The following is an 18213-nucleotide window of genomic DNA, read 5'->3' as shown; positions in this document are numbered from 1 at the left end:
CTAAAGCGGTGACCTATTTCACAAAATAATAAATAAGGGGTAAATTCCCACACTTTAAGTGATCCAGATTACGGTAGGAATTCTGAACCAGCATATGATCTCGTTTATCAGGCCGATGGAGGGGATAATCGTCGGTCAGAAAACATTCGAAATCACATATATCCTGTGTGTTTTAAAGTAAAAATCATTGGCAGCTTGAAAAAGAAGGTTCACATGTCAAACAACATTCGTATCGAAGAAGATCTGTTGGGTACCAGGGAAGTTCCAGCTGAAGCCTACTATGGTGTTCACACTCTGAGAGCGATTGAAAACTTCTACATTAGCAATAACAAAATCAGCGACATCCCTGAATTTGTGCGTGGCATGGTTATGGTAAAAAAAGCGGCGGCGCTGGCCAACAAAGAGCTGCAAACCATTCCTAAGAGTGTGGCGAACGCCATCATTGCCGCATGTGATGAAGTCCTTAACAACGGTAAGTGCATGGACCAGTTCCCGGTAGATGTCTATCAGGGCGGCGCGGGCACTTCCGTCAACATGAATACCAACGAAGTGCTGGCCAACATCGGGCTGGAACTGATGGGTCATCAGAAAGGTGAATATCAGTACCTGAACCCGAACGACCACGTGAATAAATGTCAATCCACTAACGACGCCTATCCGACAGGCTTCCGTGTAGCGGTTTACGCCTCTATCGTCAAACTGATCGATGCCATCAACCAGTTGCGTGAAGGTTTCGAACGTAAAGCGGTTGAATTCCAGGACATCCTGAAAATGGGTCGTACCCAGTTGCAGGACGCCGTACCGATGACGCTTGGTCAAGAATTCCGTGCGTTCAGCATCCTGCTGAAAGAAGAAGTGAAAAGCATCGAGCGTACTGCTGAGCTGCTGCTGGAAGTCAACCTTGGCGCAACGGCAATCGGTACTGGTCTGAACACGCCGAAAGAATACTCTCCGCTGGCGGTGAAAAAACTGGCTGAAGTCACTGGTTTCGCCTGTGTTCCGGCTGAAGATCTGATTGAGGCGACGTCTGACTGTGGCGCATATGTTATGGTTCACAGCGCGCTGAAACGTCTGGCAGTGAAGATGTCCAAAATCTGTAACGACCTGCGCTTGCTCTCTTCTGGTCCTCGTGCCGGCCTGAACGAGATCAACCTGCCGGAACTGCAGGCGGGCTCTTCCATCATGCCAGCCAAAGTGAACCCGGTTGTACCGGAAGTCGTAAACCAGGTATGCTTTAAAGTCATCGGTAACGACACCACCGTTACGATGGCGGCGGAAGCCGGTCAGTTGCAGTTGAACGTTATGGAACCGGTTATCGGCCAGGCGATGTTCGAATCCATCCACATTCTGAGCAACGCGTGCTACAACCTGCTGGAAAAATGCGTTAACGGCATTACCGCGAATAAAGAAGTGTGCGAAGGGTACGTTTATAACTCCATCGGTATCGTCACTTACCTCAACCCGTTCATCGGCCACCACAACGGCGACATCGTCGGTAAAATCTGTGCTGAAACCGGTAAGAGCGTACGTGAAGTTGTGCTGGAGCGCGGCCTGTTAACGGAAGCCGAGCTGGACGATATTTTCTCCGTACAGAACTTGATGCACCCGGCTTATAAAGCTAAACGTTATACTGATGAAAGCGAACAGTAATCGTACAGGGTAGTACCAAAGAGGCACGTCACGATGACGTGCCTTTTTTCTTACAAGAAGTTACCAAATAACAACAATTTAATATCAACTTGTTAAACAACAAGGAAGGCTAATATGATAGTTGTCGAACTTATCATTGTTTTGCTGGCAATCTTTTTGGGCGCCAGACTTGGGGGCATCGGTATTGGATTCGCAGGTGGGCTGGGTGTTCTGGTACTTGCCGCCATCGGCGTGAAGCCAGGGACAATTCCATTCGATGTCATTTCCATCATCATGGCGGTTATCGCCGCGATCTCTGCTATGCAGGTCGCGGGCGGTCTGGATTATTTGGTAAACCAGACGGAAAAACTGCTGCGTAAGAACCCGAAATACATCACTATCCTCGCACCGATTGTGACCTATTTCCTGACTATTTTTGCTGGTACCGGGAACATTTCCCTGGCAACGCTGCCGGTTATTGCTGAAGTCGCGAAGGAGCAGGGAATCAAACCTTGCCGTCCGCTCTCGACCGCCGTGGTATCCGCGCAGATTGCGATTACCGCCTCGCCGATTTCTGCGGCCGTGGTGTATATGTCTTCTGTTATGGAAGGTCATGGCATTAGCTACATTCACCTGCTGTCCGTAGTTATCCCCTCTACGCTGCTGGCGGTGCTGGTGATGTCCTTCCTGGTCACGATGCTGTTCAACTCCAAACTGTCTGACGACCCGATTTACCGCAAGCGTCTGGAAGAAGGGCTGATTGAACTGCGTGGTGAAAAGCAGATTGAAATCAAACCGATGGCAAAAAATTCCGTCTGGCTGTTCCTGCTGGGCGTTATTTGCGTGGTTGTTTATGCGATTGTTAACAGTCCGAGCCTCGGCCTGGTTGAGAAACCGCTGATGAACACCACCAACGCTATTTTGATCATCATGTTGAGCGTCGCAACGCTGACCACCATCCTGTGTAAAGTGGAAACTGACGCCATCCTCAACTCCAGTACCTTTAAAGCAGGGATGAGCGCCTGTATCTGTATTCTGGGCGTGGCGTGGCTGGGCGATACTTTCGTATCCGCTAACATCGACTGGATCAAAGACACTGCGGGTAGCGTCATCCAGGGGCATCCGTGGCTGCTGGCCGTCATCTTCTTCTTTGCTTCCGCGCTGCTCTACTCTCAGGCGGCAACGGCGAAAGCGCTGATGCCGATGGCGCTGGCGCTGAACGTCTCTCCGCTGACGGCAGTCGCTTCCTTCGCCGCCGTTTCCGGCCTGTTCATTTTGCCGACCTACCCGACTCTGGTTGCGGCGGTACAGATGGATGACACCGGTACAACCCGTATCGGTAAATTCGTCTTTAACCACCCGTTCTTCATCCCAGGCACCCTGGGCGTCGTTCTGGCTGTCTGCTTCGGCTTCCTGCTGGGCAGCTTTATGCTGTAAGTGTTTCACCCGCGGGGCGTATCACGCCCCGCATTCTCCCGCCCTTTGACTAACATCCTGCCCTCGTCCGTTGTATAGTGACCGTTCACTTGCGGGTCTTTTTGTTCTTTCGAGGTGTTTATGCTTGATGTTAAGAGTCAGGATATTTCCATCCCCGAGGCCGTTGTGGTGCTTTGTACCGCCCCGGATGAAGCTACCGCCCAGGATCTGGCCGCCAAAGTGCTGGCGGAAAAACTGGCCGCCTGCGCCACCCTCCTCCCCGGCGCGACATCGCTGTACTACTGGGAAGGCAAACTGGAGCAGGAGTATGAAGTTCAAATGATCTTAAAAACCACCGTTTCACATCAGCAAGCGCTTATCGACTGCCTGAAGTCTCATCACCCGTATCAAACGCCTGAACTTCTGGTTTTACCTGTTACTCACGGAGATACTGATTACCTCTCATGGCTCAACGCATCTTTACGCTGATCCTGCTGCTGTGCAGCACATCCGCCTTCGCCGGATTATTCGACGCGCCGGGTCGCTCGCAGTTCGTCCCTGCCGACCGGGCGTTTGTTTTTGATTTTCAGCAAAATCAACACGATCTTACCCTCTCCTGGCAGGTAAAAGAGGGTTACTACCTTTACCGTAAACAAATCAGTATCACGCCGACGAAAGCGGATATCGCCGCAGTCCAACTCCCGGCAGGCGTCTGGCATGAAGATGAGTTCTACGGGAAAAGCGAAATCTACCGTAAGCGGCTAAACGTTCCGGTAACGGTTAACCAGGCGGCGGCTGGCGCGACATTAACGATAACGTACCAGGGGTGCGCCGATGCGGGATTCTGTTATCCGCCGGAAACGAAAACGGTGCCGCTAAGTGAAGTCGCCGCGGCAATAGACGCCACGCCGACGCCTGCTGTCACCCAGACGAGTGAGACGTCAAAACCCGCCGCCCAGCTACCTTTTTCCGCGCTCTGGGCGCTGCTGATCGGCATCGGTATCGCCTTTACGCCCTGCGTTTTACCCATGTATCCGCTGATTTCCGGTATTGTCCTGGGGGGAAGGCAACGTTTGTCGACGGGGCGCGCACTGCTGCTGGCCTTTATCTATGTACAAGGGATGGCGCTGACCTATACCGCACTGGGTCTGGTCGTCGCCGCAGCGGGATTACAGTTTCAGGCGGCGCTGCAGCACCCTTATGTGTTAATCGGCCTTGCCATCGTGTTCACCCTGCTTGCGTTGTCGATGTTTGGCCTGTTCACACTACAGCTCCCCTCCTCACTGCAAACCCGGCTGACATTAATGAGTAATCGTCAGCAAGGCGGTTCGCCCGGCGGTGTTTTTGTTATGGGAGCGATTGCCGGATTAATTTGCTCGCCCTGTACCACAGCGCCATTAAGCGCGATCCTGCTTTATATCGCTCAGAGCGGCAACATGTGGCTGGGCGGCGGTACGCTGTATTTGTATGCATTAGGTATGGGTCTGCCGCTAATGCTGGTCACCGTGTTTGGCAACCGTCTGCTACCGAAAAGCGGCCCGTGGATGGCGCATGTTAAAACCGCTTTTGGTTTCGTGATCCTCGCGTTACCGGTCTTTTTACTGGAGCGGATTATTGGCGAGGCTTGGGGTTTACGTCTGTGGTCGCTGCTGGGCGTCGCTTTCTTTGGTTGGGCCTTTATCACCAGCCTTCAGGCCAGACGAGCGTGGATGCGTATCGTACAGATTATCCTACTGGCGGCAGCGCTCATTAGCGTGCGGCCTCTACAGGATTGGGCGTTCGGATCGCCATCCGCGCAAGCTCCAGCGCACCTCAATTTCACGGCTATTTCTACCGTGGACGAGCTCAATCAGGCGCTGGCGCAGGCCAAAGGCAAACCCGTTATGCTGGATTTCTACGCCGACTGGTGTGTGGCCTGTAAAGAGTTTGAAAAGTATACCTTCAGCGATCCGCGGGTTCAGCAGGCGCTCGGCGACACGGTGCTCTTGCAGGCTAACGTCACCGCTAACAATGCGCAGGACGTCGCGCTGTTAAAGCATCTGCAAGTTCTCGGGCTGCCCACCATTCTGTTCTTTGATGCCCAAGGCCAGGAACAGCCGCAAGCGCGAGTCACCGGCTTTATGGACGCCGCCACCTTTAGCGCGCATTTGCACGATCGCCAACCGTGAGCGACACTTGCAAAAGCAAAGACGGAGGAGAATACCGTGCAACGTGAAGATATTCTGGGAGAAGCCCTGAAATTACTGGAGACGCAAGGGATAGCCGATACTACACTGGAAATGGTGGCGGAGCGCGTAAATCGCCCACTCGACACATTACAGCGTTTCTGGCCAGATAAAGAAGCCATTTTATATGACGCGCTACGTTATCTGAGTCAGCAGGTAGATATCTGGCGACGCCAGCTTCTTCTTGATGAGACGCTTTCTGCTGAACAAAAGCTACTGGCACGCTACAGCGCGCTTTCGGAATGTGTCAGTAATAACCGTTATCCTGGTTGCTTGTTCATTGCCGCCTGTACGTTTTATCCCGACTCAACCCATCCTATTCACCAACTGGCTAATCAACAAAAACGCGCGGCACATGATTTTACCCATGAGCTACTGACCACGCTGGAAATTGACGATCCGGCGATGGTTGCAAGGCAAATGGAGCTGGTGCTGGAAGGTTGTCTCAGCCGAATGCTGGTCAACCGCAGTCAGGCTGATGTAGATACCGCTCAGCGGTTGGCGGAAGATATTCTGCGTTTTGCACAGTGCCGTCAGGGTGGCGCGCTCACCTGACGGGTACTGATTTTATGCATTTTGCCTGAAAAGCAGGCAGTCAGCGCGCTTTTATCACTTTTTTCGTGTAAAGCCGTTGACGACCGCGCCCCTTTACGGTTTAATGCGCCCCGTTGCCCGGATAGCTCAGTCGGTAGAGCAGGGGATTGAAAATCCCCGTGTCCTTGGTTCGATTCCGAGTCCGGGCACCACTTATTCAGAAAACCCAGCCTATGGCTGGGTTTTTGCTTTTCTGGGAATGGAAATCCGTAGCCCCCATCTCCGGCCTGACTAGCTATAACCAGAAGGCCAGATTTTCTCTGGCGCAACGCCCAGCGCTTCGGCGATCAGCCGCTCATCTTTGGGCCTGGGTCACCACCACTTTTGGGAATTTCCACCCGCCGAACTGGCGGTGGGAAGTAGCTCCCGGATGCCATTCGGTTCCAGAGTTTGTAAAGGTTGACCGTCAGGTCATTGAATGAATCTTCATCTTTACGCTCGAATGCCCCTTTTCCAGACTCGGCATCAGCTAAGCTATTACGCCAGTATGAAGTGAATCCCTGAGTATTGCTGTCCATTGTCCATCCCATAACTTCAATAAAACTATCGATTTCATTGATATTGATATAACTCATGGCTCAACATTGTTCACGATGCGAGCGCGATCACAATGATTTATTTGTGTCTGAAAGGTACTCAGTGCTACTGACAGGATTTAAGAGATCAGTATTACTATTTTATTAACTCGTTTTTTTGCTATGTTCTATTGTTCATCAAGAAGTAATTGGTCCGGGAAGAAGCGAAACGTTTTAGTTGCGCCGGGTTATTGCAACCTTACCTACCAGCAACAAGAAAATAGCAGACTGATTGTCATAGTAAAAATTCCTCTTTAGGTGTATATCTATTGTAGAAATCCCATTGAAACGAAGTGCCGCTTTCAATGTGGTTGTGGTATGTAGCATCAACTTATTCGTTTCATTGTTATGAAATGATCGGTTGTTGATTATAACAATGTATATCATTCCCGTTTACACGATTGGCGTGCTCAATATAGAAATTGCGCTAAAACAACACAAAAGCGCGCGCCAAACATAATACCCTATAAAAAATGTGATCTCCGATGAACAGAAAAGAGAAAATATTTCAGGCAGTTTGTGAGCTTTGTATCACTTTTCCTAATGGATTGACAACTGAGCAGATTGCACTATATACAAATATTGCCAGGCCCAATGTTAGTAATTATTTAAATCAATTTATTAAAGAGAATAAAATAGTCAAATCCGGCACTCGCCCAGTACTTTACTCTATCAAAAAAGAAAACCTTAAAACCATTCATCAGAGTGCTAATCTGCCTGTGCCTGATGTACAAAAAGAGCCTTTCCAGTATTTTCTGGGGTATAACGGAAGTATTAAAAAACAAATCAATCAGGCTAAAGCTGCTGTTATGTATCCTCCGCATGGATTGCATACGCTGTTAACGGGGGACACTGGTGTAGGGAAAAGTCTTTTTGCCAGTCTGATGTATAATTACGCTGTTTATCAGAATGCGCTTGATAAAAATTCACCGTTTATCGTTTTTAACTGTGCTGATTATGCCAGTAATCCGCAATTATTGGTTTCTCATATCTTTGGCCATGTAAAAGGCGCTTTTACCGGTGCTACCAGAGATAAATTTGGCCTACTCAGTGAAGCAGATGGTGGAATGTTATTTCTTGATGAAGTTCATCGCTTGCCGCCTGAAGGGCAAGAAATGATATTTTATTTTATGGATACAGGCACTTATGGGTTGCTAGGGGAGACACAGCGTAGTCGTAAGGCACAAATATTACTTATTTGCGCCACCACCGAAGAGCCTAATTCTACGCTGCTTTCCACTTTTCTGCGGCGTATCCCAATCAAAATCAATATTCCTAATCTTGCCGAACGTTCACCTGGCGATCAGGTCGATCTGTTAAAATATCTGCTGGAAATCGAAGCCAGAAAAATCAACTGCGCCATAACTATTGATACCGACAGTGCTAAAGCAATCATCGGCTCGTCTTTCTCTGGTAACGTGGGTAAATTAAAATCGACTATCCAGTCCGTATGCGCCCACTTTTTTATCGAAGATAATAATCCTAACCAGCTTAATATTACTTACGATAAACTCATCTCTGATATCAAAGTGGGAATTTTTAATCTGGCGCGTGACAACGATTATCTGGTTGGGTTGCAGCATGCACTGGCTGGTACTATCACGATCATGCCTGATAACTCACATTCGGGCCTGGACTTATACACAGATATTGATGTAAATAAACATAATACTCCTTTTCAGGTCTATGATGTTATTGATAAGAAAATCCAATTCATGCTGGAGCAAAAGTTTTCAGATACTGATATAAATAATTACATCACTTCTGAAATCAACCAGTATATCGACTTGAGTTTACCCAAAAAGCTTGAACATGTTGATCACGGTTTACCGAATGCGACACTAGTCTTCTGTCAGTCGTTAAAAAATGAATTAGAGCTTCAGTTGAATAAAGAGTTCAGCCATGGATTTCTGCTGTCTTTGGGGTACCATTTGAATAATATTATACAAAAAAGAACCCGCTCACGCACGAATACCTGGATAAGACATTATCGCGTTGATAACCTTGAAGAATATGAATCTGCGCTGACAATCAAAAAACGACTGTATAAAGAATTTGATATTGATATTAATGATGATGAAGTTGTCTATCTGACCATTCTTTTGGCCTCGCTGGTGGTTCGTGAACGTGATAAGCATATCCACGTTATCGTTGCGACCCATGGCGATATGATCGCCAGCAACATGGTCGACATAGCAAAAATATTAATTGCTGAAGATAATATATCAGCCGTCAATATGCCGTTGGATATCCGCCCGAACCAGGCCATTGCGCAAATCAAGCAAACCATCACAGCTTACTCAAATGCAAAAGGATTTTTATTATTAGTGGATATGGGATCGCTCATCCAGGCGGGATATCTCTTATCACAAGAGTGTAATGTCCCCGTCAGAACTCTGGACATGGTTTCTACTCCCTTAGTGATTGAAGCACTTAGACGCTCGGCACTGCTGGATGCCGATCTGGATGACATTTATTTGAGCCTGCAACATTTCAAAGGTTACGGCGTCAGTGAACACAATGCGGTAGTTACTGGCAATAAACCATTGGCAGTACTGGCTATTTGCTCTTCTGGCGAAGGGATTGCCCGGAAACTTAAAAATTTATTAAGCTCAGTACTGGAAGAGATGAATCGTAAAGATATCCATATCATTAACCTGTCGGTTGAAGAGGTGCTCAATACGAAGCATAAAATCACTACTGAATATCAGGTGTTGCTTTCAATTGGCGTGATTAACCCCGGACTGGATGTACCCTATATTTCACTGCCAGATTTCTTTTCACCAAAAGGTGAATTGACATTCCAGACCATCATCGGTGGGGCTTTTCCGGTGATGGTTGAAAATAAAAACCCGGTAACGCTTACTAAACTGGCTGAACAATACCTACAAGAGTTTTTAACTTACCTGAATCCGAAAAAAATCGTGCCCATCGTCATGCTTTTTCTGCAGCAGTTGAAAGAACAACGTCACTTTGATGAATTCGGTTCCAATTTACTCAATATGATTGTGCATACCTGCGTTGCGATAGAGCGTTCGGTTCGTAATGAAACCATAACGTATAACAAACTTAATCGGGAAGCATACTTGATGAGCGAATTATTTAAAATATATCAAAAGGCCAATGAGATACTGGAGGATAAACTTGATGTCAAACTCAATGATGACGAGCTACTTTTCATTATTGATATGCTGGAAAAAGAGTAAAAAGATTATCAGGCGTCGGGATGCCAACGCCTGTTAGAGCCTTATGCCAGCGCTTCTGCCAGATCTCGTTGCATAATCTGCCAGGCTTCACCAATATCTTCTGAGTGACCGAAAAGACCGCTGGAACCGACAATCAGCACATCAGCCCCGGCTTCCACTAATGCACTATAGGTGTTTTTATTACAAGAGCCGTCAACTTCAATTAAAAATTCCAGTTGATGCTGCTGCCGATATTCTGCAAAGGCAGCAATCTTTTTCAGCATTGCGGATATAAATGCTTGTCCGGCAAAACCCGGATCCACCGTCATAATAGTCACTTTATCCACACGATCCAGATATAACGTAACGATGTCGAGTTGGGTTTCCGGGTTTACAACTAATCCACATTTCATTCCCGCTGAGCGAATATTGTCAATCAGACGGAATGCCTGCCCATTTGCCGTTTCAGCATGAAAGCTCACCATGGATGCGCCGGCGTCGGCCAGGGTACTGATATAATCTTGCGGGTTAGTCACCATGAGATGGCAATCAATGGGGGCGCTTGCCACCCGCTTCATCTGCGATACAAAAAACGGCGATAGTGTCAAATTTGGAACATAGTGACCATCCATAATATCGACATGGAAATAACCGATTTTATCGTTCAGAAAACTAACTTGCTCTTCAAGCCGTAATAAATCCATGCACATTAGCGAGGGGGCGATTAAAGGGGATTTCATCATATTACTCCTTTGTAACCATCATACCTTTACAGGTAAAACCACGACGATGGTGGAATGTGTCAAAAAGATCTATAACGCTGTCGATTTCTACCTGATGAGAAATTAAGTCATTGACCTGTAATTTCCCTGAACTAATCGCGGCGGCTGCATCAGCCCATTCGTCGTGCGGCATTTGTTTATAAACTGAGTTATAAACACTGGCGATAACCGCTTCTTTACGCATTACTTTGTCATATACTTCACGTGGAATTTGCATATCACCATGCGGATTGCCCATCAGCATCACTTTGCCGTAAACACGACAGGCTAACAGCGCCTGGGTTAATCCGGCGCATGAACCACTTCCTTCAATCGTGACATGCGCACCAAAACCATCAGTCTCTTTCAACACCCACTCAACCGCATCCTCTTCAGTGGCGAGGCACACATGTTCGAATCCCAGTTCGCGGCAGAACTCGACTTTTTTCGAATCCACATCAATCAGCATGACTTTTTGCGCACCGTAAATCGTCGCCCAACGCGCTGCCATTAGCCCTATCGGACCTGCGCCAATAATGACGATACTGTCATTCAGATCCAGGTTAGCACGCCGTATGACATGCAAAGCAATGGTAGCCGGTTCAAGCATGGCCACTGCGCTGTAGCTGACATGATCAGGGAATTCGACGAGATTAAATTCCGGAACCGTTAAATATTCACTAAAACCACCGTCACGACGGGAACCGTAAGAGCTGTAGTTCAGGCAGCGAGGATAGTGGTGCTGCTGGCAAAACTCGCACGTCATGCACGGTACAATTGGGAATACGGCCATCCGCTTGCCAATCAATGCAGGATCGCCGCCCAAACCAACCGCCTCAACCCGACCGGCGAACTCATGCCCCAGTACGCGCGGAAAACTCAGCGTGCCTGTTTGATACGCCCTTGGCACATCCGAACCACACAACCCGGAAGCCATCACTTTCAGCAATACCTCACCCGCTTGAGGGACTGGCATGTTACGTTCCTGTAACTCGAGGTGACCAATGGCCGTCAATGCAACTACTTTCATTCTGCTTCTCCTCCGTTTTCAACGGCGACTATTCAAGGTTTGCATGATTAAGCTTCACATTAGCCAGCGATAATTGCTTGATAGCCATAATCTCAAGACAAACAAGATCGCCAAACAGGACCAAAGATTGTTCAAATAGTGTGGTCATTGGTTGAATCGAAATATATTCCCCTGTTCCACCTTTTGAGCCACAGTGAAAATCGACAATAACGTCCGCAAGCTGAGCAATTGAACTTGTCGGGCTGGAAGTCAGATGAACAATTTTTGCATCATAGCGTTTAGCACAGGCAGTAATATGCTTTGGAAAGATTGATTCACCAGACCCCGAGCCCACTACCAAAATATCTTTAGGTCCAATAGGGGGTTCATTAACTGCCCCAACGACACAGGCGTTGATGCCCAGATGGTTAAGACGCTTGACGGTCATTTCAAGTGCGAGTAAAACGCGCCCTACGCCAACAAAGAAAACTTTTTCAGCCTGCAATAGTGTTGAAATATATTCATCAATTTGCCGTTCATCAATTCTGCTCAGAACCATTGAGAGTTCTTTTTCGATTATTCCGACATTTTCACGATAATTTTTCGTTGCCATTTACATCACCATCATTCCCTTACAAAAGGGGACTTTACTGTCGCGAATAAGATTAAATAAGGCAGACAACTCTTCCATCGGAACGGCATGGGTGATCAGATCGCTCACTTTTAGCTTGCCGGACTGAATAGCCGCAGCAGCATCTTTCCACTCATCATGTGGCCGTTGTGAATAAATAGAGTTAAAGACGCCCATAATCTGCGCTTCTTTACGCATAAATTTATCGTAGATTTCGCGCGGAATATTGACGTCAGCGTGTGGGTTCCCCAGCATCAATACTTTGCCAAATACCCGACAGGACATCAGAGAGTTAATGAATCCCGAGGAGGAGCCACTGCCCTCAATACAGACATCAGCACCATAGCCTTCTGTCTGTTGCATCACCCACTCGACAGGATCTGTCTGGCTTGCGTCGCAGATATCTGTGAATCCCAGGGCGCGACAAAACTCTATTTTCTTCTGGTCAATATCAACCAGCAATACTTTCTTAGCACCATAGATCGCCGCCCAGCGTGCAATCATAATCCCGATTGGCCCCATGCCATAAATCACGACGCTATCATTAAGATCCAGATGCGCGCGACGCATTACATGTAAACCAACAACAGCCGGTTCGAGCATAGCGGCTTCACGTAAATCTGCATCATCATCAAGCAATACCAGGTTAAATTCAGGCACGCTGAGGTATTCGCTAAACCCACCATCCTGACGTGAGCCAAAATAGCTGTAATGTGTACATTTCGCATAGTAACGCTCTTTACAAAATGCACATTCATTACAAGGAATAAGTGGGAAAATAGCAGTTTTACGACCGACCAGATCCTCTTTAACCCCTTCGCCGACTGCCACAATATGACCAGAAAATTCGTGCCCCAAAACAATAGGATAATGATAAGGACCATTGACAAATGCTCTTGGAATATCAGATCCACAGATACCTGCCGCACCTATTTTAACTAAAACCTCTCCAGCTCCTGGCGTAGGAATAGCTCTTTCCTGCAACTCGAATTTACCGAGTTCAGTTAATGATAACACTTTCATACTTTTTTTCCTCAGAGACTAGTGCCCGCAGGCACTAGTATTAGTAGTAATCAATTATTTTGTAACAGGCACTGCCAGTATCCCCAGATAAGAGGAGATAATACCGACAATAAAGATAACCGCGATTACAGTATTAGGCTTCATTTTTCTATTTACCATTTTCAGGATACCTAGCGTTATCAATAATGGAATCAGCGATGGCAGCAATGTATTTAAAATATCTTGGAAGACTACCGTAACTCCGTTTAAGTTAATTGAGGCCGGAGTGATAATATTAACTCTGGATGCCGCCATACCACCAACCACCATCAGACCAATGAGTCCAAATGCGTCGGTTAATTTATCCATTAATCCTTTTTTCAGAATATCAAGGATAACGGTACGACCTTTACTGTATCCCAGAAAGAACATATTCAGGCTACAGAATATCATGATGAATTTATAGAAAACTTCAAACAGTATCGGACCCGCTATATTTCCCTGTATAGCAAGATTACAGGCAATGGCCGCCAGAATGGAATATACGATTGCTTGCAGAGTATCACCAATACCGGCTACCGGCCCCATTAAGCCTGAGCGTAGTGACGTAATGGCCTCTGGTGGTAGCTGGGCACCATTGGCCCGTTGTTCTTCCATTGCAACTGAAACACCGGTGATCACATGACCACAAAATGAAGGCTCGGTATTAAAAAAGTTAAGATACTTTTTTAACTCTTGTACTTGCCTGGCTTTGTCATTTGGATACAGTTTACGGATAACCGGCACCATGGCGCTGGTTTGTCCAAGAGCCTGTAAACGTTCATAGTTATAACAGGTTTCGGATGAATAGTTTAAAGCCCATGTTTTAAGCAACTCTTTACGGGTAAGCGTAGAGGTATTTGGAGTTTCGTTGGGCTGAGATTCATTTAGAGTCTGATATGTTGCCATTTTAATTTCTCCCTTATCCCTTCGTTGCAGAAACTTTTTGTTCAGCATTGATGTTCATAATCACCGCAGCGATAACCGCAAATACAGCAATTGCCATGATTCCCAGATTCAGATATGCAACCAGGAAGAAACCAAGAAAGAAGAATGGCATCAGACGTTTTTTACCGAGGAAAGAGACCAGCATTGCAATACCCAGCGCTGGCATAATACCGCCGATAACCTCAAATGCATTAACCAGGCTCTGCGGAATCATCGTCAGCATGTTCTTCATAAAATCCGCGCCAAAATAGACCATGCAGAATGCAGGAATACCGACCAGCACCATATTTACAAAAAAGGATGGGATATAGTTCATCATCCGCATACCGGTAATATTGCCGCGATCCAGCATCGCTTCTGCTTTGTGAACCCACAGGGCGTTAAAACTCATCGATGCCTGAAAAGTCAGGATCCCCAGCAGAGAAAATGGGACGGCAAATACCACTGCGGTTGAAGGCGCGGCACCACTTAAAATGGTCATCGCCGTACCAAAAACCGATGCTACCGGCAGGTTACCGGGCATCGTACCGCCCACTGTCATCCACCCGAGGTAGGCAAGGTTAATGTAGGCCGCGGCTTTCATCCCCTCGATAGGGGAACCAAGTGCAAGTGCGACAAGAAAACCCGATATAATTGGATAAAGCCACGAACGAGTCAGCAAATGGCTAACCCACCAATTGCTGAGAATAGCAATGAGGGCGACTAAAATAGCTGAGAGAAGCATAATATATTATCCTTTATATTTGTAGAGTATATTTGCGTTATTATGATCGTACTTATAAGTAAGGTATTAGCTCCATTGGGGCATCGCTGGGCAATACCTTTATATTAATTGGTACTCCTAACTGATTGATTTCTCTAAATGCCGCACGTTCAACGTCTGACGCTGCCAGATTACGATATAGTCGAGAGCGCTTTTCATTTACACCCATGCCACCAACGATTAATTCTTCAAAATTAACACCGCCTTGTAGTAGTGCCAGTACCGGAATCGGACTTTTTACAAGAATAATAATTTTGTCATCTTCGCCATCGTCTTTAACATTACTCAGCACGTCGATTGCCTGGGCAACATTAAAAATGTTCAGTGTCATATGGTTGGGTACAGCCATTTCCAATACAGAAATCATAAAATCATCATGGACGAGCTCATCATCAATAATAATAATTTTAGTTGCATTGATATGTTTTACCCAGCCAGTCATTACCTGGCCGTGAATTAATCTGTCATCAATGCGAAGTAAGGATACAGTAGACATTTTCTGGCCTCTTGGTTTTACAATGGTTTAATTGAAGTTTGTCCCACGGTGATGGCAATATCCACGAGGTGATCAAGCGATGTAGACTCCTGACGTTCAAGAAAAATATTAACAAGCATAGGAATATTTACACCTGCGACAACCCTGGTATTTTTTCGTTGCTTAACAAAGTAAGTAGATGCATTAAACGGACTCCCTGAGAACATATCTACCACAAACAAAACTGGCATATCCCCGGGAACGGCATCCACCACACGTTTCATTTTTAAAATAAGACCTTCAACATTTTCTCCGGGCATAAAATCAAGCGTCCTAACGTCTTCATAACGCCCTACCAGCATTGCGACTGTTTCAATCAATTCGTTTGCCAGCTTTCCATGAGTTGCCACAATTACCGTACAATCCATTCTAATGCCCTCTTTATCTGTCTCTACTTTACCTGACTCATTTAATTGATGGTCTATGGCAAAAGATACTGTTACATGCTGTTCAGCATTATGCGTGCCAACTTTTTTATTTTTATATTTATCATATAGATACGAGTTAGTGTTTCACTGTGTATTTTGTGTATCACTTGGCTAGATGACAGTGTTTCGACAGTTTTGTATCACCTCATAACTGATTTGGTTGATAGCAATAACGAAGAATCCTTTTAGGGTCAGAGAGTAGCGGGTCGTGGTGACATTTTTGCTGGAGGCTTACCGTATCAGCGTCCGGCGGGGATGCGGGTTGCTGATGCAGAGCAGAATCGTTTACCACTGGCAGAGCCAGCGTGACGATCGGGCGATAACCCTGCGTATCCGGGAAATAGCGGAACCCCGGATACGCTACGGTTGCCCGCGTATCCATATTCAGTTGCGCCGGGAGGGATGGCCTGTTAACCACAAGAAAACCCACCGGATTTATTGTCCGGAAGGCCTGAACCTGCGCAGAAAACGCCCCCGCAGACATGTCAGTGTAGCACGCCGTCAGCAGCGCCCGGTCCTGACGCATGTCGATCAGTGCTGGAGTATGGATTTTGTGCCAGATAATCTGTTTAACGGGCGGCGTTTTTGGGCGCTGACTGTAGTGGATAATTTTAGTCGGGAATGCCTGGCGATCCATGCCGGAAAATAGTTAAAAGGCGAGGATGTGGTCAGAATAATGGAGGCACTGCGGGTGCCGGATAAGCGGCTGCCGGTACGTATCCAGACGGATAACGGCAGCGAGTTTATCTCAAAAAGTCCGGATAAATGGGCGTATGAACACGGCGTCACAATGGACTTCTCGCGCCCCGGAAAGCCGACAGATAACCTGTTTATTGAATCATTTAACGGCAGTCTGCGGGATGAATGCCTGAACATTCACTGGTTCCTGTCACTGGAAGATGCGCAGGAAAAACCCGACAACTGGCGCAGGGAATACAATCATGAGAGAACGCATTCATCATTAAATGACATGACTCCGGCTGAATTTATCCGAAGTCTCCGGAAAGACGAAGATCTCTGATTTAGCACTGTACTGAATTTGGGCCAGGGTCAAAAGCTTACTTAGCTACAGGGAGATTATTATCAGTAATAACGCGTATCACTCCATCTGACGGTTCGCTAGCCTCGACAAGTGAATCCAATATTTCCGCCATGAACTTTTCCATCACTGACAACAATAATCCCTTCGCCAATTTTGGCATTTTTTCTTTGTCGGTTTCTTTATTCTTAAATACTGTTTCCGACTCTTGTTCATAATCATAAATTAATACTCAGCACATCATGACTGATGGTAGTTGTCGGGGTAATAGGGCACATAATTTAAAATACTTATTCATAGTTTGTTATTGCGGAAACATTTTAACCTAATGCGTGTCAGTCAGGCACGCAGATAAAAAATAACCGGGGAGAAAAGTTAAACAAAATGCTGTTAGCCGGAAATACCAGTATTGTTCTGTTGTCCGCTGCAGTCAGTCCGGTATGGACAGACAATAATACCAGTGCAGCGTCCTGCTTTTTTACCTGTATGTTGAATAACCATTGCAATAAATCATTATAGGATTACATCTGTTTATTATTGCCTGATCCGGAGTGAGTCTTTATGAAAAGTCGTTATTTAGTATTTTTTCTACCACTGATCGTAGCTAAATATACATCAGCAGAAACAGTGCAACCCTTTCATTCTCCTGAAGAATCAGTGAACAGTCAGTTCTACTTACCACCACCGCCAGGTAATGATGATCCGGCTTTCCGCTATGATAAGGAGGCTTATTTTAAGGGCTATGCGATAAAGGGTTCCCCGCGATGGAAACAAGCTGCTGAGGATGCAGATGTAAGCGTGGAAAATATAGCCAGAATATTCTCGCCAGTAGTGGGTGCTAAAATTAACCCCAAAGATACGCCAGAAACCTGGAATATGTTAAAGAATCTTCTGACAATGGGCGGCTACTACGCTACTGCTTCGGCAAAAAAATATTATATGCGTACTCGTCCCTTTGTCTTATTTAATCATTCCACCTGCCGTCCTGAAGATGAGAATACTTTGCGAAAAGATGGCTCTTACCCTTCCGGGCATACTGCTTATGGTACACTTCTGGCATTAGTATTATCCCAGGCCAGACCGGAACGCGCGCAGGAGCTCGCCAGACGAGGATGGGAGTTCGGGCAAAGCAGAGTGATATGCGGTGCTCACTGGCAAAGCGATGTTGATGCTGGCCGTTATGTGGGAGCAGTAGAGTTTGCAAGGCTGCAAACAATCCCGGCTTTTCAGAAGTCACTGGCAAAAGTCCGTGAGGAGCTGAACGACAAAAATAATTTATTGAGTAAAGAAGAACGCCCCGAACTTAATTACTGAAGGTGAAAGTCTTCCCGCAAACTGGCCACAGCAAATGAAAGGAAGTGCAACTGCGTAGGGACGACCGGGCGTGAGACTGTAATTAAAATTGTGTAATTGCCTGTTTTTGATATGTTCACT

16 protein-coding genes, 1 tRNA gene and 2 pseudogenes are annotated in these 18213 nt (G+C 46.6%); 9 read left to right on the top strand and 10 right to left on the bottom strand.

Translation table 11 applies throughout. The features are described from left to right. The first annotated feature begins 213 nt into the window (after positions 1-213). The 6 genes from aspA (at position 214) to ACH0WD_RS19240 (ending at position 6016) form a co-directional block, all read left to right on the top strand. Positions 214-1650 (top strand): aspartate ammonia-lyase, encoded by a 1437-nt coding sequence (aspA, locus tag ACH0WD_RS19265; RefSeq protein ID WP_000069440.1) that lies wholly within the window; start codon positions 214-216, stop codon positions 1648-1650. 114 nt (positions 1651-1764) lie between these two features. Next, positions 1765-3066 carry an anaerobic C4-dicarboxylate transporter DcuA gene (dcuA, locus tag ACH0WD_RS19260; RefSeq protein ID WP_000637595.1) on the top strand — a complete coding sequence of 434 codons (1302 nt, stop codon included), beginning with the start codon at positions 1765-1767 and terminating at the stop codon, positions 3064-3066. 120 nt (positions 3067-3186) lie between these two features. Continuing rightward, positions 3187-3534, top strand: coding sequence for a divalent cation tolerance protein CutA (cutA, locus tag ACH0WD_RS19255; RefSeq protein ID WP_000887832.1), 348 nt, complete (start codon positions 3187-3189; stop codon positions 3532-3534). Then, positions 3510-5213: a protein-disulfide reductase DsbD gene (locus tag ACH0WD_RS19250; RefSeq protein ID WP_000068883.1), complete on the top strand. Its 1704-nt coding sequence runs from the start codon at positions 3510-3512 to the stop codon at positions 5211-5213. Before cutA ends, ACH0WD_RS19250 begins: the two co-directional genes overlap by 25 nt. Positions 5214-5249: 36 nt before the next feature. After that, on the top strand, positions 5250-5825 hold the full coding sequence (locus tag ACH0WD_RS19245) for a transcriptional regulator (RefSeq protein WP_001188512.1): 576 nt from the start codon (positions 5250-5252) through the stop codon (positions 5823-5825). Between the two features lie 115 nt (positions 5826-5940). Continuing rightward, positions 5941-6016, top strand: a tRNA-Phe gene (locus ACH0WD_RS19240). Between the two features lie 79 nt (positions 6017-6095). On the opposite strand, the gene ACH0WD_RS19235 is transcribed toward ACH0WD_RS19240, so the two are convergent. Both ACH0WD_RS19235 and ACH0WD_RS19230 read right to left on the bottom strand, forming a co-directional pair. Beyond that, a complete protein-coding gene (locus ACH0WD_RS19235) occupies positions 6096-6152 on the bottom strand; it encodes a hypothetical protein (RefSeq protein ID WP_290369650.1) in 57 nt (18 codons plus the stop codon). Between the two features lie 128 nt (positions 6153-6280). Further along, a pseudogene (locus ACH0WD_RS19230) lies at positions 6281-6382 on the bottom strand (hypothetical protein); the annotation flags it as partial. Positions 6383-6924: 542 nt separating this feature from the next. Here ACH0WD_RS19230 and ACH0WD_RS19225 point away from each other — a divergent pair. Continuing rightward, a complete protein-coding gene (locus tag ACH0WD_RS19225) occupies positions 6925-9645 on the top strand; it encodes a sigma 54-interacting transcriptional regulator (RefSeq protein WP_001747729.1) in 2721 nt (906 codons plus the stop codon). A 41-nt stretch (positions 9646-9686) separates the two neighbouring features. On the opposite strand, the gene alsE is transcribed toward ACH0WD_RS19225, so the two are convergent. From alsE to ACH0WD_RS19185, 8 genes are read right to left on the bottom strand one after another with little or no spacing between them, the layout of a single operon-like run. Further along, on the bottom strand, positions 9687-10367 hold the full coding sequence (alsE, locus tag ACH0WD_RS19220) for a D-allulose 6-phosphate 3-epimerase (RefSeq protein ID WP_001651305.1): 681 nt from the start codon (positions 10365-10367) through the stop codon (positions 9687-9689). 1 nt (position 10368) lies between these two features. Further along, entirely contained in the window at positions 10369-11415 is a 1047-nt protein-coding gene (locus tag ACH0WD_RS19215) for a galactitol-1-phosphate 5-dehydrogenase (RefSeq protein ID WP_000869376.1), read from the bottom strand. Between the two features lie 28 nt (positions 11416-11443). Beyond that, complete coding sequence (locus tag ACH0WD_RS19210; protein ID WP_000201885.1) at positions 11444-12007, bottom strand: SIS domain-containing protein; 564 nt, start codon at positions 12005-12007, stop codon at positions 11444-11446. Then, positions 12008-13048, bottom strand: coding sequence for a galactitol-1-phosphate 5-dehydrogenase (locus tag ACH0WD_RS19205; RefSeq protein ID WP_000866539.1), 1041 nt, complete (start codon positions 13046-13048; stop codon positions 12008-12010). Between the two features lie 54 nt (positions 13049-13102). Beyond that, positions 13103-13975, bottom strand: coding sequence for a PTS system mannose/fructose/sorbose family transporter subunit IID (locus ACH0WD_RS19200; protein WP_000257248.1), 873 nt, complete (start codon positions 13973-13975; stop codon positions 13103-13105). 13 nt (positions 13976-13988) lie between these two features. Beyond that, complete coding sequence (locus ACH0WD_RS19195) at positions 13989-14738, bottom strand: PTS sugar transporter subunit IIC (RefSeq protein ID WP_001747728.1); 750 nt, start codon at positions 14736-14738, stop codon at positions 13989-13991. 52 nt (positions 14739-14790) lie between these two features. Continuing rightward, positions 14791-15273 carry a PTS sugar transporter subunit IIB gene (locus ACH0WD_RS19190; RefSeq protein WP_000108907.1) on the bottom strand — a complete coding sequence of 161 codons (483 nt, stop codon included), beginning with the start codon at positions 15271-15273 and terminating at the stop codon, positions 14791-14793. A 17-nt stretch (positions 15274-15290) separates the two neighbouring features. Continuing rightward, positions 15291-15680, bottom strand: a complete 390-nt coding sequence (locus tag ACH0WD_RS19185) for a PTS sugar transporter subunit IIA (RefSeq protein WP_001747727.1) — start codon at positions 15678-15680, stop codon at positions 15291-15293. Between the two features lie 268 nt (positions 15681-15948). On the opposite strand from ACH0WD_RS19185, the pseudogene ACH0WD_RS19180 reads away from it, so the two are divergent. Next, a pseudogene (locus ACH0WD_RS19180) lies at positions 15949-16761 on the top strand (IS3 family transposase); the annotation flags it as partial. Between the two features lie 579 nt (positions 16762-17340). Then, positions 17341-18093, top strand: a complete 753-nt coding sequence (locus ACH0WD_RS19175) for a non-specific acid phosphatase (RefSeq protein WP_000842426.1) — start codon at positions 17341-17343, stop codon at positions 18091-18093. The last annotated feature ends 120 nt before the right edge of the window (positions 18094-18213 follow it).

It is taken from the genome of Salmonella sp. 2020_1395, from assembly GCF_043848115.1.
In the GTDB taxonomy this organism is placed as follows: Bacteria; Pseudomonadota; Gammaproteobacteria; order Enterobacterales; family Enterobacteriaceae; genus Salmonella; species Salmonella enterica.
This window is presented reverse-complemented; position numbering and strand designations above follow the sequence as displayed.

Excerpts from the sequence above, each read along its gene's own strand:
- aspA (WP_000069440.1), top strand. The coding sequence starts at position 214 with ATGTCAAACAACATTCGTATCGAAGAAGATCTGTTGGGTACCAGGGAA.
- dcuA (WP_000637595.1), top strand. The coding sequence starts at position 1,765 with ATGATAGTTGTCGAACTTATCATTGTTTTGCTGGCAATCTTTTTGGGC.
- cutA (WP_000887832.1), top strand. The coding sequence starts at position 3,187 with ATGCTTGATGTTAAGAGTCAGGATATTTCCATCCCCGAGGCCGTTGTG.
- ACH0WD_RS19250 (WP_000068883.1), top strand. The coding sequence starts at position 3,510 with ATGGCTCAACGCATCTTTACGCTGATCCTGCTGCTGTGCAGCACATCC.
- ACH0WD_RS19225 (WP_001747729.1), top strand. The coding sequence starts at position 6,925 with ATGAACAGAAAAGAGAAAATATTTCAGGCAGTTTGTGAGCTTTGTATC.
- alsE (WP_001651305.1), bottom strand. The coding sequence starts at position 10,367 with ATGATGAAATCCCCTTTAATCGCCCCCTCGCTAATGTGCATGGATTTA.
- ACH0WD_RS19215 (WP_000869376.1), bottom strand. The coding sequence starts at position 11,415 with ATGAAAGTAGTTGCATTGACGGCCATTGGTCACCTCGAGTTACAGGAA.
- ACH0WD_RS19210 (WP_000201885.1), bottom strand. The coding sequence starts at position 12,007 with ATGGCAACGAAAAATTATCGTGAAAATGTCGGAATAATCGAAAAAGAA.
- ACH0WD_RS19205 (WP_000866539.1), bottom strand. The coding sequence starts at position 13,048 with ATGAAAGTGTTATCATTAACTGAACTCGGTAAATTCGAGTTGCAGGAA.
- ACH0WD_RS19200 (WP_000257248.1), bottom strand. The coding sequence starts at position 13,975 with ATGGCAACATATCAGACTCTAAATGAATCTCAGCCCAACGAAACTCCA.
- ACH0WD_RS19195 (WP_001747728.1), bottom strand. The coding sequence starts at position 14,738 with ATGCTTCTCTCAGCTATTTTAGTCGCCCTCATTGCTATTCTCAGCAAT.
- ACH0WD_RS19190 (WP_000108907.1), bottom strand. The coding sequence starts at position 15,273 with ATGTCTACTGTATCCTTACTTCGCATTGATGACAGATTAATTCACGGC.
- ACH0WD_RS19185 (WP_001747727.1), bottom strand. The coding sequence starts at position 15,680 with ATGGATTGTACGGTAATTGTGGCAACTCATGGAAAGCTGGCAAACGAA.
- ACH0WD_RS19175 (WP_000842426.1), top strand. The coding sequence starts at position 17,341 with ATGAAAAGTCGTTATTTAGTATTTTTTCTACCACTGATCGTAGCTAAA.